The organism is Faecalicatena contorta, assembly GCF_001404335.1.
GTDB classification, from domain to species: domain Bacteria; phylum Bacillota; class Clostridia; order Lachnospirales; family Lachnospiraceae; genus Faecalicatena; species Faecalicatena contortus_B.
Map to the genome: position 1 here is coordinate 1 of NZ_CYZU01000031.1, position 15,494 is coordinate 15,494.

Here is a 15,494-nt window from a genome sequence, read left to right on the forward strand (position 1 = left end):
AACTGAGGAATAGATCTTGGAAAATGTACATTTTTATTTTCCACTTTTTGATCATTTTTATATTGACATTTACAAGAGGTAGATAAAGATATGGTGTTGTCCTATAAGGAATACCTCAAAGGCAGATACGCTGTGTCAAGCGTTAACTCTATGCTGGCAGCCTTACGGTATTTTTTTGCTGGACTCGACTGGTATGACTGCATGGTCAAAATGATCAAGGTTCAGCAGAACTCTTTCCGGAGCCAGGACAGAGAACTATCCAAAACGGAGTATCTCCGACTTTTACAGGCGGCGCAGTGCAAAGGGGATGAAAGACTGTATATGTTGATGCAGACAATAGGTGCCACTGGAATAAGAGTCAGTGAGCTTCGTTTTGTCACAGTGGAGTCATTAAAGAAAGGTCAGGTGAACGCCTATTCAAAGGGGAAAATGAGAACGGTTCTGCTTCCTGGAACACTTTGCAGGAAATTGAAGGAATATGTCAGAAAAACGGAAATTAAGAAAGGAAGCATTTTCGTAACAAAGAGTGGGCGGCCCATGGATCGCAGTAATATTTTCCATGCCATGAAGGCCTTGGCCAGAGAGGCGGGGGTACAGGAGAAAAAAGTATTTCCACATAACCTGCGGCATCTCTTTGCCTGCACTTATTATAAAATAAGGAAGGACATCATCCATCTGGCAGATATGCTGGGACATTCCAATATCAACACCACAAGAATCTACACGCTGGTAAGCGGAAAGGAGCAGATTCGACAGATTGACGGACTGGGTCTTGTTGTGTGAAAGAACGATTCTTCGGGAAAATAAAAAAACCACATAATGATTATTATGTGGTAGTCAAGCCCCGTTATTACATATGTATCTTCTTAACATCGCCTTTATTATAGCACTGCGATATAGAAAATACAATATTTTTCCAACAAAAATAAGACCTTCCGCATTAAAAGAACAGAATAGTATGTGAAAAAGTCTCTTTTCATGTTCGACAAACACATCCTTTGGCAGAAGCGGCTATGGATATGCTTTTTTTCTGTGCCCGCGCCCTGTAGTAGAACCATATTGCTTTGTCACTCCGATTCAGAATACCGCATAATAATCATTATGAGGTGAAGAGGAGTAGAAAACGTTGTTTAGTATGTACCGGTCATTTTTAGAGTAAAAAGAACTATGAATGGAGAGTGTAAAATGCGGAAAAGAGTGAGAAAAACCCTGGCATCTCTGATGGCGGCGATGCTGTTACTGTCTGCGTTTGGCGTGCAGGCATTTGCAGAAGATACTTCGTCCGCTGGCGCAGCGGCTGCACAGGGGGGACAAAGATCTGGAAAAGGAGAGGGTCAGCAGCTCCAGGTTACAAAAGAGTGGAAGACAAAAGGGGGGGAGACAGTCGAGAATTCCAACATTCCATTTGGGAAAGTAGAGGTTGATATTCAACAATATTATAAAGTGGGAATGTATCCGGACTTAACAGAAGAACCTATTGGGGAACCGTTTATGCTTGCTTTAACAGGGGATAATAGTTGGACAGATGTTTATAGGAATCCGGTAGAAGATTATTCCTATTTTAAAGCGGTGGCGGAAAGAGTTTATGACAAAAATGAAAATTTGATTGTTACATATGGGCTTGATATGGAAGGAAGTTGGCTGCCTACATATGCCGAAGGATATTCGGAAAAAGACTTATACGGATGGATCCCGGGAGAATTCGAATTCACTAGAGAATATGAGGGGGCTCAAGTTCAGTGGACAGAGATAAAGAACAAAAATAAAGCGGTATTTGATCTTCCTGGAAGTGGAATTCTTGTTCTGAAAAAAGGTAGCGATTATCTTATATGGATGCCGTATATGGAGCAATTGTCTACCGAGGCACGGGCTGAAATTAAAAAAATTGTTGGAGTGAACTATCAGAACCCTCGGTTTTTAGATGAAGATACAGGTAGTACTCTTGAAAATACGGAGATTATATACGCGGAAGGCACGGGAAATGTTCATCTAAACTTTAAAAATCAAAGCGATTGGAGCTGGTTTGCATATGGCCCGTTTGAGTTCCAAAATAATACTATTTCCTCCAGTCTGGTCAATAGATTAGATACAGATTTTCAGACGAATATAAAGGTTATAAAAATCTGGGACGACAATAATAGTCCGGTGCGTCCAACCACTATCGATGTAGAGTTAAAAGACGGAACTCAGGTCAAAAACACCATCAATCTATCAACAGGCGATGCTTCTGCCTCAGATTATAACATTTGGAGCCAGACAGTATCAGTTCCAAAGTATCGTGAGGATGGAACTACAATCCAATATGAGATCAACGAACCGAATGTGCCGGAAGGATATGGAAATCCGGAATATGATCAGGAAAATCTGACAGTGACAAACCGCTTGGCAAATGTAAATCTGACAGTGGAAAAGCAGGTGACTGGAAACATGGGCGATCATAACAGAGCGTTTACGTTCACCATGAAACTGTTGAAAGATGGGAGAGCATATATACAGCCGCTCTCTTATATGAAAGGCGAAGAGTCAGGGACACTGACAGCAACGAATGACAGTTATACATTTACGCTTAAGGATACAGAAAAGATCGCTATTGCGATTCCGTTTGGATGTTCCTACGACATTATGGAGGAGAATGCAGACTATGACGTTTCCATCAAAGTGGGAGACGGGGAGCCAGCCAATAATAATATCGTGAATGGAACAGCGAATAGCGATACAGGTATCGTGTTCACGAATACAAAAAATATTGTACCTCCGACAGGAGTGTCTAAGGGAACAGGGGCCTATATGGCAATGTTTTTCTGCGGGCTTGGAGCCGCGGCTGTATTTGGCAGAAGGAAGCGGTCGTGTTAGGGATTCGGCATAAAGGAGAGTTAGATGGCGAACAGACAGTTGGGAAAGATCAAAAGAGTGTCCAGACCGACGGACCAAAGGGAGGAATCCAAAGGTGACAGGAAAATGCAAGGAATTGCAGAAATGCTTCGAAAGATACAATTTCGGAAAAAATGGTTCGGTGGTGTGGATGAAGCTGACGTCTGGCGGCAGATCGACGAGCTGCAAAAAGAATATGAAAAGGAACTTTTGCTTCAGAAGGAACGGTATCGCACCCTTCTGAGAGAGCGGGAGGCAAAGATCACTCATCTGAAAAAGAAGCTGGCGGATGCCGAGTGGACTTGGGGTGACGTGGATGGATAAGCACAAACAGGAAACACTTTCTTCTCCCCGGGAAGTGATACGAAGTCGCAGAAAGAATCTTGCGTATAGAGCAGAGATTTCTCTGTTTGCGGCGAGAAGCGTCACTCTTGCCCTGATGATGGTGGTGATTCTCGGGGGAATCTTCGGAATTGCGGTTATGAAGAACAATGACATGTCTCCAAGGATCAGCGCCGGGGATCTGATGCTGTACTATCGTTTGGAGAAAGATCTAACTGCCGGTGATATAGCTGTGTTCATTAAAGAGGGCAGGCGTTATGCCGGACGTGTCGTTGCGAAAGGCGGCGATACCGTAGAGATTACGAAAGACGCGGAACTTATGGTAAATGGTAGCCTCGTTGTAGAAAATGACATTTATTACAGCACACCTCAGTACGAGGAGGGAATCAGTTATCCGGTCACTCTTGAACAAGATAAATATTTTATTCTCTGCGATTACCGGGAAGGGGCAAAGGACAGCCGTTTTTTTGGAGCGGTTTCGAAAAAAGAGATTAAAGGGAAAGTGATCACTGTAATTCGGCGTTCGAATTTATAGCAGCCGGATCTAAAGAAAATTTTATTAGCATATCACAGAACCGTTTTGGAAGGATTCGGTTCTGGGGTAGAGGCAGAGAAATTCTGCCGGATAGACAGAAAGTAACAAATAAATGAAAGAAAGAGGTAATGAAAATGAGGAAGAAAACAACAAGCCGTCTCTGTGCGATGGCGATAGCCGGAGCTATGATGGCAGCGACACTTGGAATGAATGTAAATGCGGCTGACGCTACAGATGTACACTTTACAAAAACTCTTGATATGAGAGGGGCTCAAGGAGCAAGCACACCGGATGTAACATTTACATATACAATTGAACCGGGTCAGGGTGTTGGGGCTACAGAAAATAACCCGGAGATCCTTCCTGGAGTTGATGGTGCTACAGTAGAAGAGGCAGTATTTACTCATACAGACGCGGATCTGACAGATGAGGTGTCTGTTGATTTTAGTAGAGTTAATTTTACAAAGCCTGGTATTTATCGTTATGTAATCAAAGAGCAGACTTCGACTAATGTAGATATTACCAATGACACCAATGATACACGTTATCTCGATGTATATGTAGTGAATGACGGACAGGACGGTTATAAGATTGCGAATTCTGTACTCCTTGCTAGCGAGCGGACACCGGATAATGATGGGAATTATGGAATAGAAAACAAAAGTGACGGCTATACAAACAGCTATAAAACATATGCTCTGACACTGAAAAAGGTGATTAAAGGTGATATGGCGGATATGAACAAAAAGTTTGATTTTACAGTCACCTTTGTAGGAGGATCTGCAAACGCTTCTTTTACATTTGGTGGTCAGACAGTAATTTTGGATGCTGACGGAAAGGGCAGCGTAGCAGTGTCTCTTGGAAATAATGAGACAGTAACATTTACTGGAATTCCTTCCACAGTTAATTACACGATCACAGAGAATATCGAGACAAAAGAAGGGTATGATACATCCTACACAGTAAATGGGGGAGATTCAGTAAAAGGCACCAGTACAGATGAAGTAACTATCGGCAAGGATGATGACAGCGTTGTGTTTACAAACCAGAAAGACGCAGTAACTCCGACAGGTGTCATTATGACAGTTGCTCCGTTTGTAGTGCTTATCGCACTGGCAGCAGCAGTTGCAGTTCTGTTTTTCCGTAAAAAGAGAAATGCAGGGTTCTAATTGACAGAGAGAACAGAAAATAGAAAAGACGCAGCAGGGATTCTTAGGAGTGCAGCCTGTGCTGCGCGGGTTGGAAATCATATACTGGGTATTATCGCGGCCGTACTGGTCGTGGTGATGCTCCTCTATGGAGGTTATTCACTCTGGGATATGTACCGGACATACCGAGGCGCATTTGCAGATGAGGAACTGATGAAGTACAAGCCGGCGGGCGAAGGGAAAGAGAACCCGACTCTGGATGAGTTGATGAAGATCAACCCTGATGTCTGTGCGTGGCTTACCGTGGATGATACGAATATTGATTATCCGGTAGTTCAGGGTGACACAAATATGGAATATATCAACAAGGACGTTTATGGAGAATTTGCTCTGTCTGGTTCCATATTTCTTGATTGTCAGAACAAACGGGATTTTTCGGATTGTTATAATCTTCTTTATGGTCATCATATGAACAATGGTGCAATGTTCGGCGATATCGTGGAGTTTGTCGACAAAAAATATTTTAAAAAGCACCGGACAGGTACACTCTATCTACCGGAGGACACTTATAAGATTTCGTTTTTGGCGTGTGTGAAGGCAGATGCGACAGATGCGGCGATCTTTGATCCGGATGCTCAGAGTAAGGAGACACTGAGCGCTTTCCTAAGTGATATCAAAGACAGGTCCGTACAGTATGAAGACATTGGCATGACTGCAGAGGATACATTAATCGGATTATCTACATGTGCAGTCGCCGAGACAAACGGGCGGGTGATTCTGTTCGGGCGGCTGGAAAAATAGGAGTATGACATGAGAAAGGGGGTGCATTTCATCCAAATGATTCAAAGATTCAAAAACAAATACCTTGGAATGATCGTTTCGCTGATGATGGCGGTACTGTTTGTGCCGGGAATTGTACATGCGGAAGGTTACTCCTGCATAGTATCGATCCCGGTAGAGATGGAAGTGTCAGGAGAAAATGCGCCGGCAGAAGATTTCGTAATCGTGCTGGAGGCGGCAGGGGAGGATGTTCCTATGTCGGAAGAGACACAGATTACTATAAACGGAAGCGGGCGTGGGCAGTTTGAACCGATCACATATATGGTGCCGGGAGACTATCAGTACTGGATATATCAAAAGGCAGGAACGACACAGAACTATACATACGATGACGCTGCGTACACAGTGACGGTGCGTGTGATCAACGATGGCAAAGGCGGGCTAGCGGCAGAAATCTGGGCGATCGAGGACGGACAGCAGAACAAGACAGACCGTATCGTGTTCGCCAACAACTATAAGGAACCGGAGAAAGAAGAGCCGGCCAAAGATACGGTAAAGACGGGAGATACAGCCAACGCAGCAGTGCCGACAGTGGCGGCAGTGGCAGCGCTTGTAACGATTACAACGGTATGGAAAACAAAGAAACATAGTAGTGAGTAAGTTGTTTGTTTGACGGCAAGATTCATAATAAGAGCAAAAATCAGGGAGCTGTGAGACTGTAATAAATTCTGTGTAAACTAAAGATGTGATATATATATCCTCTTGGATTGGTGTTAAAATAAATACTAATCCAGGAGGATATCGCTAAGGCCATCGATTCAGATTGTCCATAAGATTATCCATCCCGCATTGGAAATGCTGGTAGATGACAACATTCTGGGAAGAAATCCTGCAGATGGCTGCTGCAGAGATTATTCAAGTTCAGAGCCGCGGGAAGCAATGACTCCGGAAGAACGGGATGTCTTTTATAATGAGATCATTAAAATGTTCCGGGATGCTGAAAAATATTATCTGATTTTTACTGTGATGCAGGGGCTTTCATGCCGGGTCAGTGAACTTGTGGGATTAACCTGGTTCGACGTGAATATGAAAAGGCGGGAGGTAGTCATTGATCATGGGCTGTTATATCGTAAGAAGAATGGAAAAACTCAGTTTTACATCACGAAGGGAACTGATAAAAACAAAAAGAGAATCATACCAATGACAGATGAGGTATACCGGGCATTTCAAAAGCTGCGGGAAAAATCATTGAAAAATCCTTCAAAGCGTGAAGTGGATGGATATTCAAACTTTGTATTTGTTAACCAAAGAGGAGGACCGATGTATCCAACTAACATCAATAAAGCATTATATAGAATAGTAGATAGGTACAAGGAAAAGACCGGCAAAGATTTTCCTACAATTTCAAATCATATTTTCCGGCATACAGGATGTACAGTGATGGCCGAAGCTGAAGTTGATCCAAGCACAATGAAATATATCATGGGCCACACAAATGTTAAAATGATCTTAAAGGTTTACGACTCAGTGAATCTGGAACGTATCCGCCAGCAAATGAAAAAACTAAATAAGAAGCCAATGGAAGAGGAAAAACAGAGGGCTGCGATCTGATTTCTGCAGATATAAATCTTTATTTATGATAGCTTTTACGGCAGAGTTCACAGCAACGTTTACGACAAATTTACGACATTTCGAAGATTACTTATAACGAGATACAAAGATTTACGTGAAATTTTTGGTAAAATTGACCAAAAAAACTGCTTGCATAACCACATACAATGGGTTATAATAACCTATAGAATAGAATGAATTCTTCGGGGTCGGGTGCAATTCCCAACCGGCGGTATAGTCCGCGACCCACTGCCATATTGACAGCGGTTGAACTGGTGTAATTCCAGTACCGACAGTAAAGTCTGGATGAGAGAAGAAATTGATGCCGTAAAAGCGTAATCTTAACCCCGGAATTATCATCCGGGGTTTTTATTATGTCTGAGACACGATCTCCAAGAAGATTTTCTTTCTTTTCAATTCAAATCATTTGTATAATTAAAGGAGAGAAACGACTATGAACACAGAAAGTAATGTAGTACCAAAGTCACAATCTAAAATTGGAATCCGCACAATCGCACAGATCGGAATGTTATCCGCCATTGCAACGGTATTGATGCTGTTCGAAATCCCGCTTCCATTTGCACCTGCATTTTATCAGTTTGATTTCAGTGAGGTGCCGATATTGATTGGTTGTTTTGTAATGGGGCCGTTGGCAGGAGCCGTGATTGAGCTTGTAAAGATCCTGCTGAACCTGGTGATTAACGGAACTATCACAGCTGGTGTCGGAGAAGCGGCAAACTTTTTGATCGGATGTGCGCTATGTGTACCGGCAGGAATCATTTATAAGAGAAAACGCACCAGATCAGGCGCCCTCATCGGATTGGCTGTCGGAACCGTCTTTATGACCGCTATCGGGTGTGTACTGAACGCCTTTATCCTTCTTCCGGCATATGCAACTGCATTCGGGATGCCTATTGATGCATTGGTAGAGATGGGATCGGCCATTAATGCAAGCATTACAGGGCTTTCCACATTCGTTATGTTTGCTGTGGCGCCGTTCAATCTTTTAAAGGGTGTGCTGGTATCCCTGATCGTACTATTGATTTATAAAAAGATCAGCCCGATCTTTCGGATGCGGTAATGAGTAGTCCTGTAGATATTCTATGCAGGTATGAACGTTTATAGCTTGTGATTATATATGCAGACAGTAAAAGAAAAATTAGTAGACGAAAATATGGAATCTATGTATAAGTTGGAACTATACCGTCTTATTGGTGAAGGGTACAGGGCGATGCAGGATGGCAGGGAACTCACAATGGGTAAGGCTAAAAAGCCTGCAGACTTTCCGAAGGAACATTCGTATGTTGCGGATGATTTACTGGCAGCAGTTGGACAATATTTTCTATTATTATAATGAAGAGCAAGAGACGGTTCATATCATCAGAATTCTTTATAATAAGGCTGATTGGATAAATAGATTGAAACGATAATAAAATGGTAAATGCGGCTGCCATTCGGGGATATAAGTCCCCGGATGGCAGCCTTTTACCTGCTCAAAAGAGCCACTGACCGGATTTCAGTAGACTTTCTTTTTTATTTTGGATAAGATAAATACAGAAAAGGAAACAACTTAAATTAAGGCAGGAGGAAACGGATATGAAGGTGGAGATCGAAAAGGTAGGGATAGAGACGGAAGAATCTGCCAGGATCCGCGTACATGAGGAAAATGAGAGTACGAAAAGGCTGGCTCAGTTTATTGAACAAGAAAGATATAAGTTTCTGATATTAACCTGCAACAAGGACGATAAGATTTACCAGATTAAGTGCAGAGAAATTTACTACATTGAATCCATGCAGGAGGTACAGTATATCCATACCAGGGAGGATATTTATTCTACGAGGAAGCGTCTTTATGAGCTGGAGGGACAGCTTCCGCCGGAATTTGTCAGGGCGTCCAAATCGGTGCTTCTGAATATGGCGAAAGTGGAGGTCTATAAGCCGTCAGCCGGCGGAATTATGATTGCAGAATTTGCAAATGGCGACGTTACTTATATTTCGAGGAAATATTTAAAAGGGCTCAGAGCCAAAATTAAGGAGGGATTGTTATGAAAGAAAACAGGATTTCTGAAGAGACAAGAGAGAAGATTTATCAGGGCTGTTTTTTGGGGCTGCTTCTTTTTGCGAGTACCGCGCTGTTTTTGAGTCTTAGAAGAGATATGAACGAGGTGGGAAGGATACTGCCATTTATTCCGGCAGTCCTGGCAGGATATCTGGTGATCGGCAATCTGCTGATTTGGCTTCATTCCCTGCCGGAGAAGGGGAGAGTCAGCAGCTGGTTTAAAGGGGCAGCAGCTGTGTACTGGATCGATCTGATCGCTGTCGGCTTTGTATTGCTCTCTTTTATAGTATCGGAGTCCTGGAGGCACATCATTCTGGTGAATGCGGCAGTGGTTCTGGTCTGCTGGATACTGGATTACCGCTCTGTACTGAAAATTGCGAAAGAGCTGAACGGCAGATCTGTCAAAGGCAGATACCTGGTCGTTGATCTGGATGAATGTCCGAAAGGTACGGAGGCTTTTTGCAGAGAAATAGAAGATTATTGCAGGAAAAATAAGATCAGGCTGGAATTTCTGCAGAGGGAAAAACCGGCAGTTATTCTGATGGATGGGGAAAAATACGAGGTCACACTGGATTTCTTTTACTCACAGTTTGGCCCCATGTATGCACTGAAATTCAGAAAAGAATAAACACAGAAAAAGGCAGGTCTTAGAAAAGGGCCTGTTTTTATTTCAGAATTGTTTTTCTTCAACAGGCACTGTTCCTTCTATTATTCCAATAAGAACTCTATTTTTTCTTTACATATAAAATAAGCAGATCACACAAAATGTGCCTGATTTACTCATTCGCTTTTTTTAGCGCAATAGTACAATGTAGTCATTAAAAGTAAAAAGGAGATTTCACTATGACTGCATTATTAGTAGCTGAAGATGTAACGAAGACCTATGAAAAGGCGCAGTCCCCAAGCCTGAATAAAGTATCCTTTCGCGTAGAAAAAGGGGAGTTTGTCGGCATTATGGGCGCCTCTGGTTCGGGGAAGACCACTCTGCTGAATGTTCTTTCCACCATAGATACGCCCACAAGCGGGGATATCTGGATCAAAGGCGTTAACTTAAAGAAACTGACAAACACAAGCGCTGCTGATTTTCGAAGGGACAATCTGGGATTTATATTTCAGGAATATTTTCTGCTGGACAGTCTTACCATTCGGGAAAATATATCTGTTCCCCTTACTCTCATGAAACTGCCTCCGGAACAAATCGAGAGTATGGTGCGGAACCTGGCCGGGAGATTTGGAATATCATCGCAACTAAATAAATATCCGGGTGAACTGTCCGGCGGACAGCGGCAGCGGGCGTCGGCGGCAAGGGCGATTGTGAAACAGCCGGAGATCTTATTTGCCGATGAGCCCACGGGGGCACTGGATTCTAATTCGGCTGCGGAATTGCTGCATGCTTTGCAGGAAGCGAACCGGGAACTGCATACTACAATACTCATGGTGACCCATGATACTTACGCTGCAAGCTTCGCCAGCCGTATATTGATATTTAAAGACGGCTGTATCATCAGAGAACTGTTCAAACGCGGCAGCAGGCAGGAGTTCTACGATTCTATTTCCGCGGAAACCGCTAAGCTCGATACAAAAAGACAGGGGGAAAAGGCATGAATACTTTAGCTGCAGCATATAAAAACCTGACAAAAAATGTTTCGTATTATGTGCTCTATTTATTTTCCGTGTCCCTGGTGATTACAGTATTCTTCGCATTTACTTCGTTTTCAATGAATCAGGTCATGCTTGATAAAATATCTGCGGACGGGCGTGTGGAGTCCATGTGCAATACGATTTCTATATTTATAATGGTATTTGTGGTGTTTTATATGGCTTATTCGAATCGCTTTTTTCTCAAACGCCGTATAAAGGAGCTTGGTATTTACGCACTGCTGGGGTATCGGAAGTCTTCGATATTATGTCTGCTGACTTTTGAAAATATTTTCATAAGCTGCGGCGCTTATTTGGCAGGAATTATATTAGGAGCAGCCGCGCATAAGGGGATCGTAAAGGGAATTACTGCACTTTTGAAACTTTCGGTGGATAGTTCACAGATACCGTTTTTTAATGTAAATGCTATTATGAAAACGGCCTGCTTTGTCGTGCTGGTTGTTTGCGTTTTGACGGCATCCAATGTCAGGTTTCTTTTTAAGGCGTCTCTTATGGATATGATACGTTTTGAAAAGAAAGCGGAAAAAAATCTGAGATGCCGACGTCTGCCTGCTTTGGTTGGAATTGTAATGATAATAGCAGGCTATGGGCTGGCGCTGGATATTATCAGAGGCCAAAAGTCCGTCTGGATTTCTATCGGTTTTTATCCGGTTGGTATGCTGACTGCAATGCTTGTTGTTATCGGGACTATATTTTTTATTTCATCCTTTCTGCCTTATGTAATGAAAAAACGTAAGGGGAAGAAACTGGCGTTTTACACAGAAACCAGAATCATTACGATACCAAACTTTATTTACCGTATCCGTTCTAACGCGAAAACCTTGATTCTGCTGACATTACTTTCTGCGGCTGTTTTAACGGTATCGAGCGTTATGGCGCTGACGGTATACTATCCGATCGCCGCAGTATCCCGAATTGCTCCATCGGAAATTGAATTCCGGATGGAAGATGAGACTCAGCTGGACACGGTTAAGCGGATTGTCAGCAGGTATGCACCGGACGAAACGGTTACATTTACGCAGACAGAGATCTATAAGGCGGCTTCTTCTGCTTCCGTGCTTCCCGTGGAATATGGTGTGGGATCTGCTCAAGGGGATGCGCAAAATGAAAAGATTGTACGGGAGCCAGGCTTTGAATGTATCTCATTCACAGACTATGTAACATTGCTGCGCGCACAGGGCCGGGAGAATGTGATCGATTCATTGCCCGGGCTGACGGATGAGGAGTGTATTTTAGTTAAGTATCAGCCTTCCGGAGAGGACAGACCGGAAACCGGGAAAAGTTATCCGTTAATAATAGGCGGGGATGAGGTACCTCTGACAGTAAAAAAGGTAACACTTGATAATCCATTGTCGTTCGCAAATAGTATTGGCACTTTGATTGTGAGCGACGAAATATATGACCGGATCAGATCGTCTGATGCACCAATGGAAAAAGTGATAAGTTTGAATGGGAAGGCGATAGAAGATAACGAAGCGCTGTACGGAGAAATCAGCAGTATACTTGGCCAAAGTCCCTATTTACAGGGTCACTCGCATAGGATAAACGAACTGTTTTCCTTGAACAGCTCCACGTTTCTTCTGATTGGTTTTCTTGTGATTCTGTTTTTTATCGCAGCCGGAAGTATCTTATATTTCAACAATATTTCTGCTGTTGCCGAAACAAAATCTGACTATGATATCCTGATTAAAATGGGGTATACAGACATACGCATAAAAAGGATCATCAGAAAACAGGTGCTGGCTTTTTTCAGCATTCCATTTGGCCTTGGCCTGTTAGACTGTATCTTTGCCACAGCTGTGTATAAGACAGGTTTAATGCAGAATCTGCTCGGGAACACCCTGATTCAATTTGTTCCGGTTGTAATTGCCGTGGCAGTGACAGCACTTATTTATTTAATTTATTACCTTGTTACTGTCCGTACCTGCTTTAGGTTAGTCTGTTTCAAATAATTGTTACTGTGCACACCTTACGGGTGTGCACAGTAACGGCATCTGCCCATTTAAAGTCGCCTACGGCGAGGGGTGCTATGCGCCAGTGGCGCATGTTAAGCACGGACCGAAGCGGAGCGGAGACCAGATGCCCCGAGACCATCACGTCATCGGCTCCGATGCCGTGCAACTGGTGCACGGCACGGTCTGAACAGTAACAAATAATTTCGGATAAATGGCGGAGGCCATGCTATAATGAAAAAACGAAGGAGGGTAAAGATGAAGAATACGGTATTGCAGCGGATATTTTTGGTAAACTATATTTTGCTTATCCTCTATATGAGCTGGCATTTGAACGAGAGACAGACGGGGCTGGAGAGCAGGATACCGCTACTGTTCGCCTCGCTGCTGATGATTGATATTACTTATATCAGTGCCTGTAATATGAAAGAAAATAAAGTCGTCTTACTCTTCTGCGGGCTGCTTGCCCTGGACGGCTGGTATGTACTTCTTTCCTTTGAAGAAGATCTGGCAGAGAGCTTTGTTTTCAACGCCTTAAGCCCTATTATATGTTACGTTTCCGTTAAATTTTTCCTGATGTTTCTGTTTCAGGGAAGCGGTTACCATTTCCGAAAGCCGGTCAATGTGATACTGCTTGCAACCTGCATCGGTTCGCTGGCCGGAATCTGCATGCCGGACAGGATATATGCCGGTTTGTATGGGCTGCAGTTTTTGGCAAGCTGGTTCAGCTGCTTGTTTATCATCATCGTTCATTGGAAACGGACTGTTTTTGTGTTAAAAAGCGAATGGAAATGTATTCTGTTTTCTGTTGCAATTATTGGGGTATCTTTTTTGATTTATTTCTTTACGACATTAGAAATAAAAAACCATATCTCAAACTTCGGAATATATCTGCCCATGCTTCTATTTTTTATAAGTGTCCACGGGATTATACGAAAGGAGCATAACAGTTATCCGATTTCTACCATATTTAGCGGAATACAGGCTTTGGAGATTCTTGGTGTGTCACTGTCTTTGCTTGTTCTGATCACTCTCTCTGCAGGCTGGGAGTATGAAGAGCTGATGATCGCAGTGAATGTTTTGTTTGTAATTCTATATATGTGTAATATCATTTTGGAAAGAAATTTGAAGCAAGATGAAAGTAAGATGGTCAAGGCGAGCAAATACAATGCTGCTCTTCGTCAGCTGCGGCAAGAAGAACTGCTGAAAACAGAGTTTGCGAATTTTCTCCATGACGATGTGCTGCAGGATCTGCTTTCTGTAAAAAATATGACGACAAAGGCTCACCGTCCCGAAGTACGGGATCTTATCATCGAAACGCTCGATAAGCTGAATATCCATATACGTGAGCAAATGCAGGATTATCATCCCGTTATACTGAAAACTCTGACCGCGAAAGAGAATTATCAAAATCTGATAGAAGACGTTTCTCAGACCTTTCCACAGCGGAATATAGCGGTATCCTTTGAGTGCTCCGATGCCTTATTTCTGGTGGAGCCTTATCATTTACTGATCTATCGGTTGCTGAAAGAACTGCTGACCAATGTCTACAAGCACTCGGACGGGAACCGGGCCTGGATAACACTTATACAGGAAAATAGTATGATTGAGCTTTGGATCAGCGATAATGGAACCGCGCATGCAGACTTATTAATTTCTGCAGACAAAGAAAAACATAAAGGGATCGTCTCTGCCGCAGAGCAGGTTAATAATATGGATGGTACGATGGAGATTTTAGACAGCGCCCCCCAGGGTGTCTGCATACACATCAGAATTCCGATGAAAGGAGAGGGGTCTTATCAATATTTTATTAGTTGATGATCATTTATTATTTGCAAAAAGCCTTTCTGTTGCATTAGATGAGTATAAGGAGATCGAACATTTTTATTCGACCCAGGATATTAAGGGGCTGGATAGGATCGTCCGGGATCGGAATATTGACATCGTCCTGATGGACATCAATCTCGGCGCCCTTAGCGATACGGATGGTCTGGAGACAGCAGCAGATCTGAGAAGAGCAAATCCCGGGGTAAAAATAGTGATACTAACGGGGTACGACCTGCCTGTGTACAGGCATGAGGCGAAAAAGAACGGAATAAGCGGATTTCTGAATAAAAATATCAGTCCGGATGATTTGATCGCGTCCTTAATCCGTGTTTTTAACGGGGCTTCCTGTTTTCCGGAGGAAAGAGGCGACCTGATCATCGAGGATTTAACTGGTATGGAGCGGAAAATTCTGCAGATTATGAGCAGCGGAAAGAAACGAAAGTGTGCTGCAGATGAGTTGTTTATCAGTGAGAGAACTCTTTCGAATCATTTACAGCATATTTTTGAAAAGCTTGAGGTTTCCTCTGTTGTGGAAGCAGTCACTAAGGCAATTCAGCTGGGCTATATACCGCCGATCTGTTGACTTATTTTTCGATGTACTAGTATAAGACAATCTAAATACCTTACTGTTTCGCTGGCCTGATTTTCCGAGAGCACAGACGCAAAAGCCTCAGCGTAGCCCCACTACGCCTACGTTTTTGCGTCTGCAC

16 protein-coding genes and 1 riboswitch are annotated in these 15,494 nt (G+C 43.1%); all 16 genes read left to right on the plus strand.

What is annotated here, in order from left to right:
* The first annotated feature begins 132 nt into the window (after window positions 1-132).
* The 16 genes from ARB69_RS15275 (at window position 133) to ARB69_RS15350 (ending at window position 15,367) form a co-directional block, all read left to right on the plus strand.
* A complete protein-coding gene (locus ARB69_RS15275) occupies window positions 133-783 on the plus strand; it encodes a tyrosine-type recombinase/integrase (protein ID WP_242857612.1) in 651 nt (216 codons plus the stop codon).
* A 402-nt stretch (window positions 784-1,185) separates the two neighbouring features.
* The gene (locus ARB69_RS15280) at window positions 1,186-2,853 is read left to right on the plus strand and encodes a Cna B-type domain-containing protein (protein WP_055154050.1); all 1,668 of its coding nucleotides are present in this window, start codon (window positions 1,186-1,188) and stop codon (window positions 2,851-2,853) included.
* Between the two features lie 24 nt (window positions 2,854-2,877).
* A complete protein-coding gene (locus tag ARB69_RS15285; RefSeq protein WP_055154053.1) occupies window positions 2,878-3,195 on the plus strand; it encodes a hypothetical protein in 318 nt (105 codons plus the stop codon).
* Window positions 3,188-3,748 (plus strand): signal peptidase I, encoded by a 561-nt coding sequence (gene lepB / locus ARB69_RS15290; protein ID WP_070102463.1) that lies wholly within the window; start codon window positions 3,188-3,190, stop codon window positions 3,746-3,748. Before ARB69_RS15285 ends, lepB begins: the two co-directional genes overlap by 8 nt.
* Before the next feature lie 134 nt (window positions 3,749-3,882).
* Window positions 3,883-4,917, plus strand: coding sequence for a QVPTGV class sortase B protein-sorting domain-containing protein (locus ARB69_RS15295; protein WP_055154054.1), 1,035 nt, complete (start codon window positions 3,883-3,885; stop codon window positions 4,915-4,917).
* Window positions 4,918-5,697 carry a class B sortase gene (srtB, locus tag ARB69_RS15300; protein WP_242857613.1) on the plus strand — a complete coding sequence of 260 codons (780 nt, stop codon included), beginning with the start codon at window positions 4,918-4,920 and terminating at the stop codon, window positions 5,695-5,697. It abuts the gene before it with no gap.
* Window positions 5,698-5,706: 9 nt separating this feature from the next.
* Entirely contained in the window at window positions 5,707-6,336 is a 630-nt protein-coding gene (locus ARB69_RS15305) for a Spy0128 family protein (RefSeq protein WP_055154056.1), read from the plus strand.
* Window positions 6,337-6,531: 195 nt separating this feature from the next.
* Complete coding sequence (locus tag ARB69_RS15310) at window positions 6,532-7,287, plus strand: tyrosine-type recombinase/integrase (RefSeq protein WP_193763653.1); 756 nt, start codon at window positions 6,532-6,534, stop codon at window positions 7,285-7,287.
* Between the two features lie 195 nt (window positions 7,288-7,482).
* Window positions 7,483-7,609: riboswitch (FMN riboswitch) on the plus strand.
* A 132-nt stretch (window positions 7,610-7,741) separates the two neighbouring features.
* Entirely contained in the window at window positions 7,742-8,368 is a 627-nt protein-coding gene (locus ARB69_RS15315) for an ECF transporter S component (RefSeq protein WP_055154060.1), read from the plus strand.
* A gap of 57 nt (window positions 8,369-8,425) precedes the next feature.
* A complete protein-coding gene (locus tag ARB69_RS15320) occupies window positions 8,426-8,641 on the plus strand; it encodes a hypothetical protein (RefSeq protein WP_055154061.1) in 216 nt (71 codons plus the stop codon).
* 242 nt (window positions 8,642-8,883) lie between these two features.
* The gene (locus ARB69_RS15325; RefSeq protein WP_055154063.1) at window positions 8,884-9,336 is read left to right on the plus strand and encodes a LytTR family DNA-binding domain-containing protein; all 453 of its coding nucleotides are present in this window, start codon (window positions 8,884-8,886) and stop codon (window positions 9,334-9,336) included.
* Window positions 9,333-9,974 (plus strand): DUF4318 domain-containing protein, encoded by a 642-nt coding sequence (locus ARB69_RS15330; protein WP_055154065.1) that lies wholly within the window; start codon window positions 9,333-9,335, stop codon window positions 9,972-9,974. Before ARB69_RS15325 ends, ARB69_RS15330 begins: the two co-directional genes overlap by 4 nt.
* 215 nt (window positions 9,975-10,189) lie before the next feature.
* Complete coding sequence (locus ARB69_RS15335; protein WP_055154067.1) at window positions 10,190-10,951, plus strand: ABC transporter ATP-binding protein; 762 nt, start codon at window positions 10,190-10,192, stop codon at window positions 10,949-10,951.
* Window positions 10,948-12,957 carry an FtsX-like permease family protein gene (locus tag ARB69_RS15340; RefSeq protein WP_055154069.1) on the plus strand — a complete coding sequence of 670 codons (2,010 nt, stop codon included), beginning with the start codon at window positions 10,948-10,950 and terminating at the stop codon, window positions 12,955-12,957. The genes ARB69_RS15335 and ARB69_RS15340 overlap by 4 nt, the downstream gene beginning before the upstream one ends.
* Window positions 12,958-13,215: 258 nt before the next feature.
* On the plus strand, window positions 13,216-14,775 hold the full coding sequence (locus ARB69_RS15345; RefSeq protein WP_055154071.1) for a sensor histidine kinase: 1,560 nt from the start codon (window positions 13,216-13,218) through the stop codon (window positions 14,773-14,775).
* Window positions 14,762-15,367, plus strand: a complete 606-nt coding sequence (locus tag ARB69_RS15350; protein ID WP_330377704.1) for a response regulator transcription factor — start codon at window positions 14,762-14,764, stop codon at window positions 15,365-15,367. Before ARB69_RS15345 ends, ARB69_RS15350 begins: the two co-directional genes overlap by 14 nt.
* Window positions 15,368-15,494: the final 127 nt, after the last annotated feature.